Annotated in this window: 20 protein-coding genes, 4 tRNA genes and 1 pseudogene; 11 read left to right on the forward strand and 14 right to left on the reverse strand. The window is 58.9% G+C overall.

The genetic code is table 11. From position 1 onward, the window contains the following. Positions 1–209: 209 nt before the first annotated feature. From QZR14_RS08610 to QZR14_RS28025, 6 genes and pseudogenes are all read left to right on the forward strand, one after another. Positions 210–285: transfer RNA gene (locus QZR14_RS08610), tRNA-Asn, on the forward strand. Positions 286–294: 9 nt separating this feature from the next. Then, positions 295–371: transfer RNA gene (locus QZR14_RS08615), tRNA-Pro, on the forward strand. Between the two features lie 5 nt (positions 372–376). Next, positions 377–452: transfer RNA gene (locus QZR14_RS08620), tRNA-Lys, on the forward strand. Positions 453–549: 97 nt separating this feature from the next. After that, positions 550–626, forward strand: a tRNA-Pro gene (locus tag QZR14_RS08625). A gap of 164 nt (positions 627–790) precedes the next feature. Then, positions 791–1,561, forward strand: a pseudogene (locus tag QZR14_RS28020) (MCP four helix bundle domain-containing protein); the annotation flags it as partial. Continuing rightward, positions 1,553–2,416: a methyl-accepting chemotaxis protein gene (locus tag QZR14_RS28025; protein ID WP_371044025.1), complete on the forward strand. Its 864-nt coding sequence runs from the start codon at positions 1,553–1,555 to the stop codon at positions 2,414–2,416. The pseudogene QZR14_RS28020 and the gene QZR14_RS28025, both read left to right, overlap by 9 nt. Before the next feature lie 60 nt (positions 2,417–2,476). On the opposite strand, the gene QZR14_RS08635 is transcribed toward QZR14_RS28025, so the two are convergent. The 5 genes from QZR14_RS08635 to QZR14_RS08655 all read right to left on the reverse strand — a co-directional run bounded on the left by QZR14_RS08635 (position 2,477) and on the right by QZR14_RS08655 (position 5,908). Further along, a complete protein-coding gene (locus tag QZR14_RS08635) occupies positions 2,477–2,884 on the reverse strand; it encodes an HvfA family oxazolone/thioamide-modified RiPP metallophore (protein WP_311996326.1) in 408 nt (135 codons plus the stop codon). A gap of 286 nt (positions 2,885–3,170) precedes the next feature. Continuing rightward, the gene (locus QZR14_RS08640) at positions 3,171–4,469 is read right to left on the reverse strand and encodes an NAD(P)/FAD-dependent oxidoreductase (RefSeq protein ID WP_311996327.1); all 1,299 of its coding nucleotides are present in this window, start codon (positions 4,467–4,469) and stop codon (positions 3,171–3,173) included. 63 nt (positions 4,470–4,532) lie between these two features. Continuing rightward, positions 4,533–4,706 carry a DUF3094 domain-containing protein gene (locus QZR14_RS08645; protein ID WP_250607144.1) on the reverse strand — a complete coding sequence of 58 codons (174 nt, stop codon included), beginning with the start codon at positions 4,704–4,706 and terminating at the stop codon, positions 4,533–4,535. Positions 4,707–4,757: 51 nt separating this feature from the next. Next, on the reverse strand, positions 4,758–5,285 hold the full coding sequence (locus QZR14_RS08650) for an MOSC domain-containing protein (protein ID WP_311996328.1): 528 nt from the start codon (positions 5,283–5,285) through the stop codon (positions 4,758–4,760). Continuing rightward, positions 5,282–5,908, reverse strand: a complete 627-nt coding sequence (locus QZR14_RS08655; protein ID WP_007909887.1) for a DUF1780 domain-containing protein — start codon at positions 5,906–5,908, stop codon at positions 5,282–5,284. Before QZR14_RS08655 ends, QZR14_RS08650 begins: the two co-directional genes overlap by 4 nt. A 129-nt stretch (positions 5,909–6,037) precedes the next feature. Between QZR14_RS08655 and QZR14_RS08660 the strand changes: the two genes are divergently transcribed. The 3 genes from QZR14_RS08660 to QZR14_RS08670 all read left to right on the forward strand — a co-directional run bounded on the left by QZR14_RS08660 (position 6,038) and on the right by QZR14_RS08670 (position 7,472). Beyond that, positions 6,038–6,505, forward strand: coding sequence for an FAD/FMN-containing dehydrogenase (locus QZR14_RS08660; RefSeq protein ID WP_311996329.1), 468 nt, complete (start codon positions 6,038–6,040; stop codon positions 6,503–6,505). Then, the gene (locus QZR14_RS08665; RefSeq protein WP_311996330.1) at positions 6,502–7,191 is read left to right on the forward strand and encodes an energy-coupling factor ABC transporter permease; all 690 of its coding nucleotides are present in this window, start codon (positions 6,502–6,504) and stop codon (positions 7,189–7,191) included. The genes QZR14_RS08660 and QZR14_RS08665 overlap by 4 nt, the downstream gene beginning before the upstream one ends. 65 nt (positions 7,192–7,256) lie before the next feature. Next, entirely contained in the window at positions 7,257–7,472 is a 216-nt protein-coding gene (locus tag QZR14_RS08670; protein WP_208939726.1) for a hypothetical protein, read from the forward strand. A gap of 6 nt (positions 7,473–7,478) precedes the next feature. Here QZR14_RS08670 and yacG read toward each other — a convergent pair whose 3' ends face one another. From yacG to pilB, 5 genes are read right to left on the reverse strand one after another with little or no spacing between them, the layout of a single operon-like run. Then, positions 7,479–7,679: a DNA gyrase inhibitor YacG gene (gene yacG, locus QZR14_RS08675; protein WP_123464066.1), complete on the reverse strand. Its 201-nt coding sequence runs from the start codon at positions 7,677–7,679 to the stop codon at positions 7,479–7,481. Beyond that, positions 7,676–8,299 (reverse strand): dephospho-CoA kinase, encoded by a 624-nt coding sequence (gene coaE / locus QZR14_RS08680; protein WP_038369046.1) that lies wholly within the window; start codon positions 8,297–8,299, stop codon positions 7,676–7,678. The genes yacG and coaE overlap by 4 nt, the downstream gene beginning before the upstream one ends. Continuing rightward, on the reverse strand, positions 8,296–9,168 hold the full coding sequence (locus tag QZR14_RS08685) for a prepilin peptidase (protein WP_250607140.1): 873 nt from the start codon (positions 9,166–9,168) through the stop codon (positions 8,296–8,298). Before QZR14_RS08685 ends, coaE begins: the two co-directional genes overlap by 4 nt. Position 9,169: 1 nt before the next feature. After that, positions 9,170–10,387: a type II secretion system F family protein gene (locus QZR14_RS08690; protein WP_311996331.1), complete on the reverse strand. Its 1,218-nt coding sequence runs from the start codon at positions 10,385–10,387 to the stop codon at positions 9,170–9,172. A 2-nt stretch (positions 10,388–10,389) separates the two neighbouring features. Continuing rightward, entirely contained in the window at positions 10,390–12,090 is a 1,701-nt protein-coding gene (gene pilB, locus QZR14_RS08695) for a type IV-A pilus assembly ATPase PilB (RefSeq protein WP_250607138.1), read from the reverse strand. Positions 12,091–12,316: 226 nt separating this feature from the next. On the opposite strand from pilB, the gene QZR14_RS08700 reads away from it, so the two are divergent. Together QZR14_RS08700 and QZR14_RS08705 are read left to right on the forward strand one after the other, a co-directional pair. Then, the gene (locus QZR14_RS08700; protein ID WP_250607137.1) at positions 12,317–12,748 is read left to right on the forward strand and encodes a pilin; all 432 of its coding nucleotides are present in this window, start codon (positions 12,317–12,319) and stop codon (positions 12,746–12,748) included. Positions 12,749–13,042: 294 nt separating this feature from the next. Continuing rightward, positions 13,043–13,399, forward strand: coding sequence for a BON domain-containing protein (locus QZR14_RS08705; RefSeq protein WP_047600285.1), 357 nt, complete (start codon positions 13,043–13,045; stop codon positions 13,397–13,399). A 235-nt stretch (positions 13,400–13,634) separates the two neighbouring features. On the opposite strand, the gene QZR14_RS08710 is transcribed toward QZR14_RS08705, so the two are convergent. From QZR14_RS08710 to QZR14_RS08725, 4 genes are all read right to left on the reverse strand, one after another. Next, a complete protein-coding gene (locus tag QZR14_RS08710) occupies positions 13,635–13,931 on the reverse strand; it encodes a DUF2845 domain-containing protein (protein ID WP_311996332.1) in 297 nt (98 codons plus the stop codon). Beyond that, a complete protein-coding gene (locus QZR14_RS08715; protein WP_311996333.1) occupies positions 13,931–16,882 on the reverse strand; it encodes a DUF748 domain-containing protein in 2,952 nt (983 codons plus the stop codon). The genes QZR14_RS08710 and QZR14_RS08715 overlap by 1 nt, the downstream gene beginning before the upstream one ends. A 199-nt stretch (positions 16,883–17,081) precedes the next feature. Beyond that, positions 17,082–18,098, reverse strand: coding sequence for a class I SAM-dependent rRNA methyltransferase (locus QZR14_RS08720; protein WP_311996334.1), 1,017 nt, complete (start codon positions 18,096–18,098; stop codon positions 17,082–17,084). Between the two features lie 139 nt (positions 18,099–18,237). Next, on the reverse strand, positions 18,238–19,110 hold the full coding sequence (locus QZR14_RS08725) for an oxygenase MpaB family protein (protein WP_311996335.1): 873 nt from the start codon (positions 19,108–19,110) through the stop codon (positions 18,238–18,240). Between the last annotated feature and the right edge of the window lie 13 nt (positions 19,111–19,123).

Raw genomic sequence — 19,123 nt, forward strand, 5'->3', positions numbered from 1 at the left:
GTGCGCCCCGCAGTCAGTCACCGGCAGCGTTTCAATCCTCTGGATTGAAAACTGAAATAAGTTGCAAATCATTAACTTGAAAGCAATTTAGGGGGTTGACAGAGGTGTTCTAGGTTGTAGAATAGCGCGCCTCAGACACACGAACGCAGCGATGCGAAAACGGTGTCGAGAAGCTTCAGGTTTCACAGTTGTAAATTGAAATGTGTAGTTCCGTGATAGCTCAGTCGGTAGAGCAAATGACTGTTAATCATTGGGTCCCAGGTTCGAGTCCTGGTCACGGAGCCAATTTCAAACCGGGGTATAGCGCAGTCCGGTAGCGCGCCTGCTTTGGGAGCAGGATGTCAGGAGTTCGAATCCCCTTACCCCGACCATTTTTGGGTCGTTAGCTCAGTTGGTAGAGCAGTTGGCTTTTAACCAATTGGTCGTAGGTTCGAATCCCACACGACCCACCATTTTTGAAACCAGTTTGCGCTGGGATCGAATCTTAAGATCAGAGGCCAAAAGCGCTGATCGAAGAAGGCGATCTTTGAAAGGTCGCCTTTTTTTTACCGGGGTATAGCGCAGTCCGGTAGCGCGCCTGCTTTGGGAGCAGGATGTCAGGAGTTCGAATCCCCTTACCCCGACCATATTAAAAATCCTCGTATCGAAAGATACGGGGATTTTTTTTGTCCTGCGAAAAGACAATTCCCTTCAAGTCATCGTACAACTGGCCGATAGCCCGCTAACACGAGGGGACTGCCATGGCTTTCGCCCCTTGAATCTGGCCAATACAAAAATAAGGGCGTTCGTCATGTTGCTTCGTCAGTTGAATATTGCTCCCCGGGCGGCCCTGGGGTTCGCCCTGATCGCGGTGCTGGTGGCATTGCTCGGCGTGTTTGCGCTGGGGCAGATGTCGAGTATTCGCGACAGTGAAGTCGCGGTAGAAAATCAGTGGCTGCCGAGCATTCGTGGCGGTGACGAGATTCGCGAGATCATGCTGCGCATCCGCACCATCTCATTGCGCATGGCGCTGGATCAGGATGCGAATAATATCGCCACCTACCGCAGCCAGATGGACACCCGCGACAAGGAGCTGAGCGAGAAGATCGCCGCCTACGACAAACTGGTCGAGACTCCGGAAGGCCAGCAGCTATACGACCAATTCAAAAAGACCTTCGCCGCGTATCGCAGCGGCATCGCTCAATCCTTCGCCCTCGCTGAGCAAGGCAAGCGTGACGAGCTGACCCGGTTGTTACTGGTCGACATGAAAACCGTCGTCGATGGCTCCGGCAAACAACTCAACGACCTGGCGGACCTGTTCGCCAGACAGGTCGCCGACGAAAGCCAGAAGTCCGCTGCGCACTACGAAAATTCGCGCACGATTGTCAGTTTGTTTATTGCCTTGGCCGCACTGGCCACCGTGGCACTGGCGATGATGCTCACTCGCAGTATCGTCCGGCCGCTGAGCAGCGCCGTGAGCGCAGCAGAAAGTGTCGCGCAGGGCGATCTGACCCGGCCGATCGAAACCCAGGGCAACGATGAAGTCAGTCGTTTGCTCAAAGCCTTGGCGACCATGCAGCAAAACCTGCGCGAAACGCTGCAGGGCATCAGCGGCTCGGCCACGCAACTGGCGACCGCTGCCGATGAACTCAATGCAGTGACACTCGACAGTACGCAGGGGCTGCAACAACAGAACAACGAGATCGAACAGGCCGCGACGGCTGTTAATCAGATGACGGCCGCAGTGGAAGAGGTCGCACGCAATGCGGTGTCGACATCTGACGCGACCCGTCAGTCCAGTGAGTCGGCGCATCTGGGGCAGGTGCGCGTCAGTGAGACCGCCACCGCTATCAACGCCCTGGCCAGCGATGTGCAACAGACTGGCGAGCTGGTGCAATCACTGGCCAACCAATCGCAGGACATCGGCAAAGTGCTCGACGTGATTCGGGCGATTGCCGAGCAGACCAACCTGCTGGCGCTCAACGCGGCAATTGAAGCGGCGCGGGCCGGTGAGAGCGGGCGAGGCTTTGCTGTGGTCGCTGATGAAGTGCGGGCGCTGGCCTATCGCACGCAGCAATCGACGCAGGAGATCGAGCAGATGGTTCAGGGTATGCGCAGCGGTTCGAGCCTGGCGCTGGACTCGATGCAGGCCAGCACGGCGCGGGCGACGACCACGCTGGCGCTGGCTGAGCGCGCCGGTGAGGCGCTGCAAACCATTACCGCATCGGTGCATGAGATCCATGAGCGCAACCTGGTCATTGCCAGCGCTGCGGAAGAACAAGCGCAAGTTGCGCGGGAAGTAGACCGCAATCTGGTGAACATTCGTGATTTGTCAGTACGCTCTGCCGCAGGCGCTGACCAGACCAGTGCTTCCAGCCACGAATTGTCGCAACTGGCCAACGCCTTGCAGGGCATGGTGCGGCGCTTTCAGCTGTAAACAACCACATATAAAAAAGCCGCGCTTCTCACATTGAGAAGCGCGGCTTTTTTCTGCCGATCAGGCGCCGTCTTGGTCTTTCAGGTGCTCGAAGAGGCCTTTCGGCATTTTCTTGCCGTTGGCTTCAAAGTTGGCCTTCACGTTGTTGTAGGCCTCTTGCTCGTCGATGAAGCCGTCATGGTTGATGTCGATCTTGTCAAAGTCGGACTTCGGCGCGACTTTGAGGAATTCGGCGCGTGAGACCTTGCCGTCACCATCGCTGTCGGTCTTGGCCATCGAGGCGTCGCCACATTTGCCTTCACCGCATTTGCCTTCTGGCGCTTTCACCGAGGTTTCCGCCGAGGCAACCATGTAGCCCTGCGCCAGTGGCTGAGCGGCGAATACCGAGCCGGACAGCATCAGGCCGCCAGCCAGGGCTGCGCCAATCAGGCCAATGGATTGTTTACCGAGGGTCGAAGTACGGGACATTTACATTCTCCTGGCTGCACAACGCAACCACACGTTAAGGACAAAAGCCTGAGCAGGTGCGCTCGGGTGCGGCCATTAAGCGGTGGCGGTGTATCGCGACTGTGTCGCCAGGCGGGGAGTTTGTAAGCGAAGGTGGGAAATGCGGGGCGGGGATACAGTACGAAACAGATATCTCCATCAACACAAAACATTGTGGGAGCGAGCCTGCTCGCGAAAGCGTCGGGTCAGTCGCATTAACATTGACTGCAGAACGCATTCGCGAGCAGGCTCGCTCCCACAGGTTTTTTTAGTGCAGTTTCAAACGCGGTTCAGTGCCACGGCCAATCTTGCTACCCAGCATCAGCATCGCCGTGCGGAACGGCCCGTACAGCGCCATCTGGTGCATGCGGTACAGCGACACGTAAAACATCCGCGCCAGCCAGCCTTCAAGCATCACGCTGCCGGTCAGGTTACCCATCAAGTTACCCACAGCCGAAAAACGCGACAGCGAGATCAGCGAGCCGTAGTCGGTGTACTTGTACTCCGGCAGGGTCTTGCCTTCGATGCGCAATTTCAGCGATTTGGCCAGCAACGAGGCCTGTTGGTGCGCCGCTTGCGCCCGTGGCGGCACGTTGCGATCGGTACCCGGTTGCGGGCACGCGGCGCAATCGCCGAAGGCGAAGATGTTTTCATCGCGCGTGGTTTGCAGCGTCGGCAACACTTGCAGTTGATTGATGCGGTTGGTTTCCAGGCCATCGATGTCCTTGAGAAAACCCGGTGCCCGAATACCCGCTGCCCAGACCTTCAGACTGGCCCTGATCTCGTTGCCATCGGCGGTGATCAGACTGTCGGCGGTCACTTCGCTGACCGCAGCGTTGGTCATCACATTGACCCCGAGCTTTTCCAGGGTCTTGTGCACCGGCCCGCTGATGCGCTCCGGCAGGGCAGGTAACACCCGTGGCCCGGCTTCGATCAGGGTGATGTGCATGTTTTCCGGTTTGATCCGGTCCAGACCATAGGCCGCCAGTTCATGGGCGGCGTTGTGCAGCTCTGCTGCCAGTTCGACGCCCGTGGCGCCAGCGCCGACGATGGCCACGCTGATCTGCTCGACCACATCGGTTTGCCCGGCGTGTGCACGCAGATAGTGATTAAGCAGTTGCTGATGGAAGCGCTCAGCCTGTTTGCGGGTGTCGAGAAACAGGCAGTGCTGCGCCGCGCCCTGCGTGCCGAAATCGTTAGTGGTGCTGCCGACGCTGATCACCAGCGAGTCGTACTGCACTTCACGCGCCGGCACCAGTTCTACGCCGTTTTCGTCGTAGGTGGCGGCCAGCTGGATTTTCTTCTGTGCGCGATCAAGCCCGCTCATGCGCCCCAGCTGGAACTCGAAGTGGTTCCATTTTGCCTGGGCAACATAGTTGAGTTCGTCTTCGGAAGAGTTCAGCGATCCGGCGGCCACTTCGTGCAGCAGAGGCTTCCAGATGTGCGTCAGGTTGGCGTCGACCAGCATCACGCTGGCCGTGCCGCGCTTGCCCAGAGTCTTACCCAGACGGGTAGCCAACTCCAGACCGCCGGCGCCGCCGCCGACAATAACAATACGATGGGACATGGGGATAACTCGCAAGGTTTTTAAAGGAAATCGGTGCGGTTACCCAAGCGAGCGCCAAGCTGCTCATAGCGTCAGGTAACTGATAAATCGGCTCAACAAGCCCAGACCAATGGTCACTGCCAGCACCATCACGAGGAGCATCCACGGCCGGAAAGGCCGGCGCTCGACTCGGTGTTGGGACAGTTGCAGGTACTCTTCGACATGTTTCTGGTCTTCGGGGTTCAGGCGGCTGGTCATATTTGCCTCGTCAGGTAGACGTTGCTGAATGGGCAGAAGCTACAGCGGTTTTTATCCGGGGTTGAACGCAGCATAGCCGCTGTCCGGAACCGGCTCGACGCTGACCCGGTCTTCGAGGCGAATGATTCCGCTTTGTAACACCCGTGCGGTAATTCCGCCATGCCCGCGCACCGCTTGAAAAGTGCCGGGGCCAAGGTTGTTTTGCAGGCGTGCGCAGGGCTGACACCAGCCCGTGGTTTCGAATATTGCCTGACCGATGCGAAAGCGCCGACCCTTGAGACTAAACAAATTGATACCGCTGATAACCAGATTGCGCCGCAGATCTTCAGGCTTGACCGGTTGATCATCAGGGCGACCCATCAACGCGCTGATCACCGCCAGATGTTCCCACTGAATCAGGGTCACCTGCCGCGCGTTACGCACACCGGGGCGCGCGTGGTCGCCAGTCAATCCCGCTTCCAGCCGCGCCTCCACGGCATCGAGTTCGATCATCGGCCCGCGCGAATCGGGGCGTACGCCGATCCAGCGCACACGCCCAGACTGCGGCACATCGGCGATCAATTGCTGAAGTGGCGTCACAGGCTGATTCCCACATCAAAGACAATGCTGCGACCGAGGTTGCTGCGCAGGAAGTCCGGTGCATCCGGGTGGGCGAAAAGCACGCGGGCGAAGGTCGGGCCGACCAGTGACAGCGAGCGCCAGCCCTGACGCAAATATTCGGTAGGTGGTGGAAAATGGCTGTTCAAGTCCAGTACTTCTCGTTTGAGGCTGGCGAAGGCGATGATGTCCAGTTCGCCCAGATCCATACCGCGTTCTTTGTAGTTGTGCGCTTTCTTGCGCAAGGTCGGCGCCAATCGCAGCAGGAATTCGTTGGCCGGGATACGTTTGGGTTTGGCCTCGCGGCGCACCAGTTGGCTGAGGGAAAAGGCGCTGCGTCGTCGCTGTAATTCGTCACGCCATTCGTCGTTGAGCCGGCGCCCCTCGTCGAGCACGAAGAACACCTCGAAATTGGCATCGCGAAACAGTACGTCCGGCGGTTCGCCGGCCGGCGCGAACTCGTCGGCGCGGTAGGGAATGTTCAGGCCTTGCAGCAGGCGCTGGCAAACCCAACGCTCACGCTCCCATTTGCGGGCATTGGACAGAAAGGCGTTGGCCTGCTCGGCCGCGATGGTCAGCAGGCGTAAATAATCTGAGTCATCCATAAGCCCAAGCTTAGCGTCCAAATGCGACAAGCTGAAAGCGTTACGCGGCAAAGTGCATCAGTGGGCAGTGGAGAAGGGCGGTGTAGACTCATGGAAATCGATCATTTGCCCAAACCGTGAGGACTCATCGTGAAATTTCGCTGGCTGCTGCTGTTTGCTGTTTTTCCGTTGTTTGCCCATGCACTCGAAACCGGTGAGCGTCTGGCTCCCTGGACGCTGCTCGATCAGTATGACCAGTCCTTCACCCTCGACAACAGCACCACCACGCTGCTGGTGGCGCGGGATATGGACGGCGCCAAGCTGATCAAGGAAGCGTTGAAGGATCAGCCCAAGGGCTATCTGGAGGCCCGTCACGCGGTGTTTGTTGCCGATATCCAGCGCATGCCGGCGCTGATTGCCAAAATGTTTGCCGTACCGGCCATGCGCGACTATCACTACCGGGTCATGCTTGATCGAGAGGGGCGGGTTGCGTCGCGCTACCCCGGCGCGGAAGGTCAGGTGTTGTGGTTGCAACTCAAGGACGGTCGATTGCTCTCGCAACGTGAGTACGCCAACGCGAGCGACCTGCGCGAGGCACTGGAGAAGGCGCGCCCATGATCGGCGTCGAGGTGCTGGCAAATGAAAGTCTGCTGCTGGGCTGGCTGATTTATCTGCCGGTGCTGCTCTGGGCGATCGTGCGGGCGCCGTGGGTCGAGTTGTTCAGCGACAGCCGGCGTCAGCATCTGCTGTTCGGCACCGTGTTCGCGTTGTTTCTGTTGTGGTTGATGCGCAGGGATTTCGACACGGGCGTGTCGTATCACTTCCTCGGCATGACGGCGGTAACGCTGTTGCTGGACTGGCCGCTGGCGATCGTTGGCGGGCTGGTGGCGCAAATCGGCCTGGTGTTGCTCGGGCGTCAGGATCTCGCGGCGATGGGGGTCAATGGCGCCTTGTTCATTTTGCTGCCGGTGCTGGTCACCGAGTGCGTGGCGATCGCCGTCGAGCGTGCGCAGCCGCGCAATCCGTTCGTGTACATCTTCTGTTGCGGATTTTTTGCTGCCGCGTTGTCGGCCTTGTTGTGCCTGATCCTGAGCCTGACGCTGCTGTGGTACGACGGCCTCTTCGCCATGCCGGAATGGCTGGAGGACTTCATCGGTTACCTGTGGCTGATCATTTTTCCCGAGGCGTTCATCAACGGCATGATCGTCAGTGCGCTGGTGGTATTCAGCCCGGAATGGCTGGAGACCTTCAACCGCACGCGCTACCTTTCGGCGCCCTGGAAGGACGACGATCCGAAGTCTTGATCCACATCAAACCCGCCCCGCGCGGGAAATTTCATGCTCGCGCAAATCCCTTCAGGAGCAGCGGCATGAGTGTTTACGAGTGGGCCAGGCAGGAAACCCGGCAGAGTCTGGAAATGGCGCAGGAAGTCGGTTTCGACCCGGGATTGAGTTTGCGCGCCTTGCTCAGTGCCGTGGTGCAACAGAGCAAGGCCGTGCGCAACGCCGAAGACCTGGCCGACGAGTTGCGCTTTCTGGCAGAAAACCTCGACGACGAACAGGACTACGGCTTTATGCGCCCCTGATCGGGATCAGTGGCGCGGATCGAAGTCGCCGGAAAACAATTCGTCCTCGGCATCCGGAGCGACCGGAATCTTGTGTTCTTCCGACGCCCAGGCGCCGAGGTCGATCAGTTTGCAGCGATCGGAGCAGAACGGCCGAAACTTGTTTTCGGGGGTGAATTCTACGGGGGCGCCGCAGGTCGGACAGTCAACGGTTGGGATCTGGCTCATGCTTGGCCTCCGGATAAAGTCAGGTAAAAGTGATGCAGGCGTTCGACCTCGCTGTGCAGCCAGGCGAGGTCGCGGTCATTGACCACCACGTCGTCGGCGCGGCTCACACGGTCTTCGCGGCTCGACTGAGCCTTGAGGATCGCCTGAACCTGCTGCTCGCTGGTCTGGTCACGCTGCAAGGTGCGTTCGATCTGCAATTGTTGCGGAGCGTCGATCACCAGAATGCGCTGGGTCATCGCGTATTGCCCGGATTCGATCAACAACGGCGACACCAGAATCGCGTAAGGCGATTTTGCCAGCGCCAGATGATGAGCGATTTCTTCGGCGATCAACGGATGCAGCAGCGCTTCGAGCCAGCGACGTTGCTCCGGCACTTCGAAGATCAGTTTGCGCAGGGCGGCGCGGTCCAGCGTGCCATCGGCCTGCAGCACGCCAGGGCCGAAGTGTTCGGCAATCTTTGCCAGCGCCGGACGCCCCGGCTCAACCACCCAGCGTGCCGCGTGATCGGCATCCACCACGTGGACACCCAGATCAATGAAGTGCTGAGCCGCTGCGCTTTTGCCGCTGCCAATGCCGCCGGTGAGGCCGAGAATCCAGGGTTTTTCCACAGGGGTATTCATTTCAAACCGACAAACTGCCAATAGAAGCCGGTTATTTGACCACCCCAGAGCAAGGCAATCCAGCCAGCAATTGCCAGGTAGGGGCCGAAGGGGATCGGCGTGGAGGTTTTTTCATTGCGCAAGCGCAGTAAAACCACCCCGATAATGGCGCCCACCAGTGATGACAACAGAATCGTCAGCGGCAGAATCTGCCAGCCGCCCCAGGCGCCGAGCAGTGCCAATAGCTTGAAATCACCGTGACCGATGCCGTCCTTGCCGGTCAGCAGTTTGAACAGCCAGAACACCGACCACAGCGCCAGGTAACCGGCCACCGCGCCCCACAGCGCATCGTTCAACGACACGAACAGGCCGAAACTGTTGACGATCAACCCCAGCCACAGCAACGGCAGCACCAGCACATCGGGCAGCAGTTGATGTTCGGTGTCGATCAGGCTCATCGCCAGCAGACCCCAGGTGAGGACGATCAGCAGACACGCCGGCCAACCGAAACCCAAGTGCCAGGCGATGAAAGCCGAGAGCAGTCCACAGGCCAGCTCGGTCAACGGATAACGCTTGCTGATCGGCGCGGCGCACGCTGAACAACGCCCGCGCAGCCACAGATAACTGAGCAGGGGAACGTTCTCCCACGGGCGAATCCGGTGGGCGCAATGTGGGCATTCGGAGTGCGGCAGCATCAGGTTGTAGGTGGGTTGCGGCGTTTCGCCGGGCAAACCGAGCACGTCGTGGGCCTGCTGGCGCCAATCGCGTTCGAGCATTTTCGGCAGACGCCAGATCAGCACGTTAAGGAAACTGCCGACCACCAGACCGAGCAGCAGGGCGGTGCCGACAAACGTCAGCGGATACACGGCAAACAGTTCGTCGATAGGCATGTCAGATCGCTGAGCCGAGTTGGAAGATCGGCAGGTACATGGCCACCACCAGCCCGCCGACGATCACCCCCAGCACGACCATGATGAACGGCTCCATGAGGCTGGTGAGGTTGTCGACCATGTTATCCACTTCTTCCTCGTAAAAGCCGGCAACCTTGTCGAGCATGTCATCGAGTGCGCCGGACTCTTCGCCAATCGCGGTCATTTGCACGGCCATGCTGGGAAAGACCCCGGTGCTGCGCATCGAGAAATTCAGCTGCATACCGGTGGACACGTCCTGGCGAATACGCAGCACGGCTCGCTTGAAGACCACGTTGCCGGTGGCGCCGGCCACTGAGTCGAGGGCTTCCACCAGCGGCACACCGGCGGCAAACGTGGTCGACAAGGTTCGGGCGAATCGCGCCACCGCAGACTTGTACATCAGCGTGCCCACCAAGGGCAGTTTCAGCAGCCAGGTGTCTTTGCGATCGCGCAAGGCCTGGGAGGTTTTCAGAGCATGGCGAGTGCCAAAAATCGCCGCGACCAGTGCAGCGAGAATCGCCCACCACCATTGCTGCATGAATTCCGACAGGCTGATCACCATCAGGGTGAACGCCGGCAGTTCGGCGCCGAAACCGGAAAACACTGACTGAAACTGTGGCACCACTTTGACCAGCAGGATCCCGGTTACCACGGCCGCCACCAGCACCACAGCGGTGGGGTAGGTCATGGCTTTCTTGATCTTGGCTTTGAGGCTTTCGCTTTTTTCCTTGTAGGTCGCGACGCGTTCGAGCAGGGTGTCGAGGGCGCCGGACTGCTCGCCGGCATCGACCAGGTTGCAGTACAACTCGTCGAAATACTGCGGTTTCTTGCGCAGGGCTGCGGCGAAGCTGTTACCGGCCGCGACCTCCTGTTTCACTTCGTCCACCAGCTTGCGCATGGCCGGATTTTCAAATCCTTCACCGATGATGTCGAACGACTGCAGCAGCGGCACACCAGCTTTCATCATGGTCGCCATCTGCCGGGTGAACAGGGCGATGTCCCGGGCCTTGATGCGTTTGCCAAAGCTCAGCAATGACGTGGACTTCTTGCGCACCTTGCCGGGATTGATCCCCTGTTTGCGCAGTTGTGCCTTGATCAGTGCCGGGTTCTGTCCGCTCAACTCACCGGTGACTTTGCTGCCTTTTCTGTCCGTACCTTCCCAAGCGTAGATACTGATTTTCGCTGCCTTGACCGCCATGTTCAGTCCTTGGTGACCCGGTTGATTTCTTCAAGGCTGGTGATGCCTTGCATGGCCTTGTGCAGCCCGGAGGTGCGCAGGTCGTCGAAGCCGTCGCGGCGCATCTGCAAATCGATTTCCAGCGAATTGCCTTCGGCCATGATCAAGCGTTGCAGCTCCGGTGTGTTTTTCACCACTTCATAAATCCCCACGCGTCCCTTGTAACCGCCGTTGCAGTGATCGCAACCGACCGGCTCGTAGATCGTGAAATGGCCGATGCGTTCCTCGGGGAAACCTTCCTTGAGCAAGGTTTCGCGCGGGATCTCGATGGCTTTTTTGCAGTGGCTGCACAGTTTGCGCGCCAGGCGCTGGGCGATGATCAGGCTGACCGAGGTGGCGATGTTGAAGCCGGGAATGCCCATGTTGTGCAGGCGGGTCAGGGTTTCCGCGGCACTGTTGGTGTGCAGGGTCGAGAGCACCAGGTGGCCGGTCTGCGCGGCTTTGATCGCGATCTCGGCGGTTTCCAGATCGCGGATCTCGCCGACCATGATCACGTCCGGGTCCTGACGCAGAAACGAGCGCAGTGCCTGGGCAAAGTCGAGCCCTTGTTTGGGATTGACGTTGACCTGGTTGATGCCTTCCATGTTGATCTCCACCGGGTCTTCGGCGGTGGAGATGTTGATGTCGACGGTGTTGAGGATGTTCAGGCCAGTGTACAGCGACACGGTTTTCCCCGAACCGGTGGGGCCGGTGACCAGAATCATCCCTTGTGGCTGCTTGAGCGCGGCCATGTACAAGTCTTTCTGCTCGGGCTCATAGCCGAGGGCATCGATACCGATCTGCGCACTGGACGGGTCGAGGATCCGGATCACCACTTTTTCGCCCCACAGGGTCGGCAGGGTGTTGACCCGGAAGTCGATCGACTTGCTTTTCGACAGGCGCATCTTGATTCGCCCGTCCTGGGGTTTGCGTCGTTCCGAAATATCCAGGCTGGCCATGACTTTCAGGCGCGCGGCGATGCGCCCGGCCAGTTGAATCGGTGGCTTGGCAACCTCGCGCAGAATGCCGTCGGTGCGCACCCGCACCCGGTAATTCTTTTCGTAAGGCTCGAAGTGCAAGTCGGAAGAACCACTCTTGATCGCGTCGAGCAGCATCTTGTGCACGAAGCGCACTACCGGCGCATCGTCGGCGTCGAAGCCGCCGACGGCGTCCTGTTTGCTGTCGTCGATGGATTCGACATCGACCCCGTCGAGATCGACATCGGCCATGTCCTCGAGACCACTGGTGTGGGTGTCGAAGAATTTCTCGATGGCATCGGTAAGTTTGTCGTCCTCGACCAGAATGGCTTCGGTGCTCAGCCCGGTGCTGAATTGAATGTCGTTGATTGCTTGATGGTTGCTCGGGTCGGAAATGCCCACGAACAGCTTGTTGCCACGCCGCCACAAGGGCAGGGCGTGATGCTGGCGCACGAGTTTTTCGCTGACCAGGCCTTTAGGCTGGGTTTCCTTGTCCAGGCAATTGAGATCAAGCAAGGCCATGCCGAAATGCTCGGAGGCGATCTCGGCGACCTGTGAGCTTTTGACCAGTTTGTTCTGCACCAGATAGCTGACCAGCGACAGACGATTGCGCTGAGCCTGTTGCCAGGCTTGCTGAGCGCCTTTTTCCGTGAGCAGTTCGGCCTGCACCAATTGCTTGGCCAGACCGCTCAGAGCGATGTCATTCATGGGGAGTCCGCGCGCTTGCCGTTCATGACTTATAGCCTAGTCAAGTGACAGCGCCAAACGCGGCGGGTGCAGGTGACAAAAAGTGTCAGATAGTGCGGTTGCAGGTTGTAGGAAATAGCGTTGCAAGCGCTTCGCGCCCAATGAGCGAGGTCTTGAAGGCATTGGCATGGCCTATGCTGCGTCCCTTTCAGATCATGAGAATTCGACTCATGCATGGAGCGTGTCTATGAAAAAACAACAAGGTTTTACCCTGATCGAGTTGCTGATCGTGGTGGCGATCATCGGGATTCTGGCGACCATCGCCTTGCCGCAATATTCCAAGTATCAGGCGCGGTCGAAGGTGACGGCGGGGCTCGCTGAAATCAGTGCGTTGAAAGTGCCGTTCGAGGACACCATCAATCAGGGCACAGATCCGACACTGACACTTGTTGCGGGTGCTGCGACTGTCACGACCTCCAATTGCGCTGTCACTGCGTCGGGTACCGCGTCCACGGGTGCCGGGACAATTGTCTGCACCATTAAAAACGCGCCAGGCCCGGTGCTGGATAAAACCATCACGCTCACTCGTTCCTCCGGAACCGGTGCGGGCGTATGGACTTGCGGTACGACCGTTGCACCGGACTATTCGCCAAAAGGCTGTACTGCCAGCGGTACCTGAGTGGTTGATGGACTGCCAAATGCCCCGCGATGCGGGGCATTTTTATTTGTCCACACTTCTCAAAAGCTTCAATAATTTCAGCGTCTTAGGAACTTTCCAAAAAACCGCAACTTGCATGCGAACATTGGCCGGTTCATGCAAATTGCATGATTCCGGAAATTGGTGATATCAGTAAGTTATTGATTTTTAAGAATATTGTTCGGTCTAAAAAGTTGGCACAGCGTTCGCAACTACCTTGGTAACCCTGCTGACAAGACAACCAGCAGACTTTCCAGAAAAACAGGAGTTACTCGTATGAAGAAGTTCGCTATCACTGCCGCTGCTGCTACCGCGCTGACCCTGACCATGGCTTCCGGTGCATTTGCACAATCCACTCAGGCTACCCAGGCTCCTATGACTCTGGCTGCCGGTGAAGTCACCCAGGCTAAAGAAGCTACTTCCGACACTTGGATCACTACCAAAGTCAAAGCTGACCTGGTCACCGAAAAAGGCATTCCAGGTACTGACATCAAAGTAGAAACCAACAAAGGCGTTGTATCGCTGTCGTCGACTACTGCTGTAACTGAATCGCAGAAAGACGTTGCTGTTGCGATCGCCAAGAAAATCAAAGGCGTTAAAGCGGTCTCCGCTGACGGCCTGAAAGCCGAGTAAGGCATGACTTCTCGCCTGGACCGGGAGAAGACGCGACAGACGGGCCGAGCAATACGTCTGCCGCAACTTTAGAGTTCATGCGAACGGTCACACGGATGTGACCATTACAGGCCCCGCCACTTGTGTCGGGGCCTGTTCTATTTTTAGAAGCAAAAGATCGCAGCCTTCGGCAGCTCCTACAATCTGGAATGCATTTCCCTGTAGGAGCTGCCGAAGGCTGCGATCTTTTGCTTTTTCAGTTGCCGCGTTTGCTGGTGATCTGCCGCAGGCGATTGCCTTCGAAGCGCAAGTATTGATACATGCCGTTGTTCGGGCCGTAGGCCCATTCCTCGACCTGAAACTCTTCCCGGCGGTTGGCGCTGCGCTTGTAACCCAGCACATCACGGCTGACCGGTTCGCCGCACTTTTGCAGGACTTCGCTTGAGCGGTCGCCAAGGCTGATCAACTGGCTGCCGCAACGCAAGGTATCGGACGCCCAGGCGTGGCTGGCCGCGAAGGTCATTGCGATCAAGGCCAGCCACTGCAGTTTCATCATTCGGCATCCAGATGCATTTGCGTCACCACGCGGCCATCGCTCTCGGCTTCACCGAGATTGGCGTCGATGAAGTACACGCGGTCGTCTGCCAGTTGGCCTTTATCAACCAGATAATCCTTGATGCTGCTGGCACGGTCCTGACCCAACTGGCGCAACAGCACGTCGCTGCCACTCCAGAACTTGATCACGCCTTCGCGCATCTTCGCCGTGCGTTCTTCCTTGCCCAGATCCTTCCATTCTGCCGGTGGCTGGGTTTTCAGACGGGTGCGGTAAATGCCTTCGAGCAGTGGACCTTTTTCGCTGTCCGGCACTTGCAGCAATGACGCCTGCGCCGGGACTTTATCGCCGCGACGCTGGAGCATCTTGTAGTAGTTGTACTGGTATTCACGCTCCAGACGTTGCTCGGCGAGCAATGGACCATCGCTGCTCTGCGCGGCAGTGCCTTCGATTTCAAGACGCAGAGCCGGGCGTTCTTTGAGTGCCTGAGACAGTTTGATCAGCGCGGCTTCGGCATCCTTGCTCAACTCGCTGGAACCCGGCGCGAACGATACGGTGCCAAGGTCTTGCGAACCGCCACCACTGATCAGCCCACCAATCATTTTGAACGGCGCGGCAGCGGCTTTGACGATCAGGTTGCGCAGGGTTTGCCAGACAATTGGCATCACGCTGAATTGCGGGTTATTCAGGTCGCCGGTCACCGGCAACTCGATGGAGATCTTGCCGTCGACGTCCTTGAGCAGGGCAATCGCCAGTTTCAGCGGCAGGCTCACGGCATCCGGGCTGTCGACTTTTTCGCCGAGCTGCAATTGCTCGACCACCACTTTGTTCTCGGCTTTGAGCTGGCCCTTGGTGATCAGGTAATGCAGGTCGAGGTTGAGCCGGCCCTTGCGGATGCGGTAACCGGCGAATTTGCCGGAGTAGGGCGTCAGCGTGGTCAGCTCGACGCGTTTGAAACTGGTGGCGATGTCGAGGCTGGCCATCGGGTCGAACGGATTGACCGCACCCTTGATGGTCACCGGTGCATAGCGGTCGACCTTGCCTTTGATGTCGACGCTGGCCGGTTTCGCCTGACGGCTGTCTATGGTGCCGATCTGGCCGTTGAGTTGTTGCACGGCGGTGGCGAAGTTCGGTGTCAGGCTGAAGTCGGCGAAGTTCGCCGAACCATCGTTGATGGCGATGCCCCCAATGTGAATGCCCAGCGGTTTTTCGTTGCTGGCCGGTTTCGCCGCGGTGGTTTTGGTGCCGCTGTCGGCGGGCTGCGGGATCAGCAGGTCATCGATGTTGGTGGTGCGATCGTCGTTGATCATGAACCGCGCATACGGCTGGAACAGGTTGATCCTGTCGATCGACAGGCTGTCGCCGTGCTGATAGTTCAGGCCTTCCACTACCACTTGCTGCCACTTGAGGAAGTCGCGGGTTTTCAGGGTGTCGAGGGTGTGCAGTTGATCGATCTGCGCGCGGCCGGTGACGTTGAGGGCCAGCGGTTCGGTGCTCTTGAGGTTGACCTTCAGATCGCTACCGAGCATGCCGCTGCGCAGTTCCAGGCGGATGAACGGATTGATGTAGGACTGTGCGACACGCAGGTCGATGTCCTGGGTTTTCACGTTGAGCTGGGCGTTGACCGGGGCGAGATTGACGGTGCCGTCGGCCGTGATCTTGCCTTGCTTGCCCACGCCGCTGTCGAGCTTGAGCTTGAAGGGCGAGCCGTTGAGGCTGTCGAAATCCTGCAGATCGACATTGAGCGGGGTGATATCCAGGGCGACGGCTGGTGTGGCCGAGCGGTCGGCAAGGTGCACAGTGTAGTTGCGCAATTGCACGTCTTTGAGCAGCACTTGCCATGGCTTGCTCGGCGCAGTGGAATCCGGCTTCGGCGAGTCTGCGGCGGCCGGCGTGCTTGCAGGTTCGGCGGCGGCTTTGGCGGCGGGTTTCGATGGCTGGCTGGCAAACAGTTTCTGCCAGTCCAGTTGGCCATCGGCTTCGAGCGCCGCCCAGGTTTCCAGTTTGTTGCTGCGGATCTTGCCGACCACGACTTGCTGTTTGGCCAGATCGACCGAGGTTTCGCTGACGTCGAGACGCTCGAGTTTCGCCAGTGGCCGCCCGTCCGGCGCCTTGATGGCGAATGGCGCGATGCTCACGGCGACGTTGTTCAGCAGCAGTTCGGTTTCTTTCGACAGATTGAGTTTGTAGTCGGTGCTGAGGCTGATCACGCCGTCTTCGAGCACCAATGGCACCGAGTCACGCACGTAGGGCCAGAAGGCTTTCATCTTGCCGTCGGTGACTTTCAGGGTGCCTTCGGAGGTGAACGGGATCAGGCTGAAATTACCGCTCCAGTCGATTCGCCCACCGGCCGGGCCGATGGCGACCAGAGTCATGTCGGCGCTGTCTTCGGGCAAGGTGCTGAGGTTTTTCAGTTCGAAGCTGAGGTCGTCGTAGAGAAATTCGATCGGTTCGCTCGGGCGCACGTCCTCAAAGTGCACGACGCCGCTGGCCAGTTTGATGTTGTCGATGCGCAGCGGAAAGGGCTTGGCGTCCGGGTCGGCCGGTGTCGGCTCGCTGGCCGGCACATTGAACAGGCCGAGCAGGTTGAGCTTGCCGTCTTTGGCGAAAAGAATTTCGGTCTTCGGTTTGTCCAGCTCGATGTTCGCCAGATGCAGGGCTTTGGTCCACAGACTGTCGATTTGCAAGTCGGCGTACAGGCGATCGAAACCGACCTGCTCCTTGCCCGGTTCGCCGATCACCAGTCCCCACAGGGTGACTTCAAGGCTGAACGGGTTGAGTTCGATACGCTGGATATGCGCCGGCACTGTCGCGTAGTTGGCCAGTTGCTGATTGGCCACGCGCAGAGCGATGCCCGGCAAAATCAGAAACCCCAGCAGGCTGTAGAGGGCCAGAGCAGTCAACAGGGCGCCAATCGCGCGAATCAATCCTTTGGGCATGTGCGGCTTCATCTGTCTGAATCGGAGTGCCTTGGAGTATGGCACGCGATTCTGGTTCCGAAGTACCTCGCGTGGGGCAGGATTGTTCAGATTTGTCTCAAAACACAGAACCCCTGTGGGAGCTGGCTTGCCAGCGATGAGGGAATACCAGTCGACAACTTTGTTGACTGACCCACCGCAATCGCTGGCAAGCCAGCTCCCACAGGGTTGTTTATAGCTGCAGGATCAGGGTTTTCAGCGGCGGTTGCTGATCCAGCGACGGGAAGTCGGCGCCCGGGGTCATCACTTGCCAGTCTCGCACCGGTCGCCCGGCCTTCTCGGCGCAGCGCAGCACCTGCTCGCGCCAGTCGTCCATGCTGACTTTTGCCAGGTTGTTGCAGCAGATCAGTACGCCGTTGTCGGCAGTGGTCAGCAGGGCTGGCTTGAGCAGGCTTTGATAGTCGCGCAGCAAGTCGACGGTGCCGAATGCGCTCTTGGCCCAAGCGGGCGGATCGAGCAGGACCAGATCGAATTGACGCTGATCGAGGCGCTGATAGCTCGGCAGTTTCTGCCCGCGCCGCTGGCTGATCGGCAGACCGGCTAATTGGCGTATGGCCGGAAAGTAATCGGACTGGATGAATTGCATCTCGGGCAACTGCGGGTTGAGCTGACCGTTTTCGCGACCGACCGCCAGATTGCCCTCGGCGAAATCCAGGTTGCACACTTCACGCGCGCCGCCAGCGGCTGCACTAAGGCCGACGCCGCAAGTGTAGGCGAACAAGTTGAGCACGGATTTGCCTTGGGAGTGATCCTTGACCCAGCCACGGGTGTTGCGCAGATCGAGGAACAGCAGCGGATCCTGCCCGGCATGGCGGCCGCGCACCCGGTAGTTGAGGCCCCATTCGTGGCCGACCAGATCGGCCAGCGCTGCGTCATCGGCTTTGTAGACGCTGTCCTCGCGATCAATACGCGAGTTGCCACGGGAACGATCGTTGTAGACCAGCAGGGTTTCGAAGCCCAGTGTCTGATTGACCATGGCGTGCAGTTGCAGCAGGTCGTCGCGTTCCAGTGTCTGGTGAAAGCTTTGCACCAGCAGTTGCGGGCCGTAGCGGTCGATGGTCAGGCCGCCGGCGCCTTCCTGGCTGCCGTGGAACAGCCGATAGCAATCGGTGCCCTGGCTGTGCAACTCAGCGAGCAAGGCCTGGCGTTGATCGAGGGCGGCGCGCAGCGCCTGATTCAAGGAAGACATGCGGGCGCCTTGCTGGTGAGAATTGGGGCGCGGGAGTTTAGCAGCTTGGCGGGCAATCGAGTTGCGCCCTTCGCGAGCAGGCTCGCTCCCACATGGGAATGCATTCCAAATGTGGGAGCGAGCCTGCTCGCGAAGCTTTTTAGGTCAACAGGCCCATACGCCGTTTGGCCCGTTGCACCGAGCCGTTACGCATCGCCCAGCGCAGCATCGGTGCGCTGCGTCTGACGCTGGCGCGAATCAGTTGCCGTTGCAGCGAACTCTGGCGGACGTCGAGCATGTCGCTGGCCCAGTCCGGCAACAGGTCGATACCGGCCTTCATCATCAGATCGCCAAACGGTCGCGCCAGAACACTGGGTGCCGGTGCGTCGAGCAACAAGCGCAACACCTCGCGACTGCGCTCATCGCACAGTAACTGCGGGCGCATGCGTTGCAGATAATCAGCTACAGCTTGCCGCGATTTCGGTACATCCCGTGCGCCCAGACGCTCGGCAATCACGGCGATTTCCGCGTAATAACGATCCTGATCCGCCCCTGACAACTGCGGATTGCGATAGCGCAAATGCGCCGCGAGAAAGTTACTCACTTCCGCCACATGTACCCAGGTCAGCAAATCCGCATCGCTGGCTGCGTAAGGCCGGCCATCCGGCGCTGTACCGACCACCTGCAAGTGAATGGTGCGCACTTTCTCGATCAGCCAGTCGGCGTCTTTTCTTGAGCCAAACGTAGTGCCGGAAACAAACTGACTGGTACGTCGCAAGCGCCCGAGCATGTCTTCACGAAAGTTCGAATGATCCCAAACCCCGGCCAGCGCCAACGGATGCAACGCTTGCAGCAACAGCGCGCTGATGCCGCCGATCAACATGCTGCTGAAGTCGCCGTGCACCTGCCAACTGATCGAGTCCGGCCCGAACAGGCCGGGATCGCCTTTGGGGTTTTCCAGGTCGAGCTGACCGAGCGACAGCCCGGTCAGGCTCATGAGTTGCTGTTCGATACGGCTGCGGATGAATTCCATGACCACTCAGTGA

The organism is Pseudomonas sp. rhizo66 (genome assembly GCF_031931925.1).
GTDB lineage: Bacteria > Pseudomonadota > Gammaproteobacteria > Pseudomonadales > Pseudomonadaceae > Aquipseudomonas.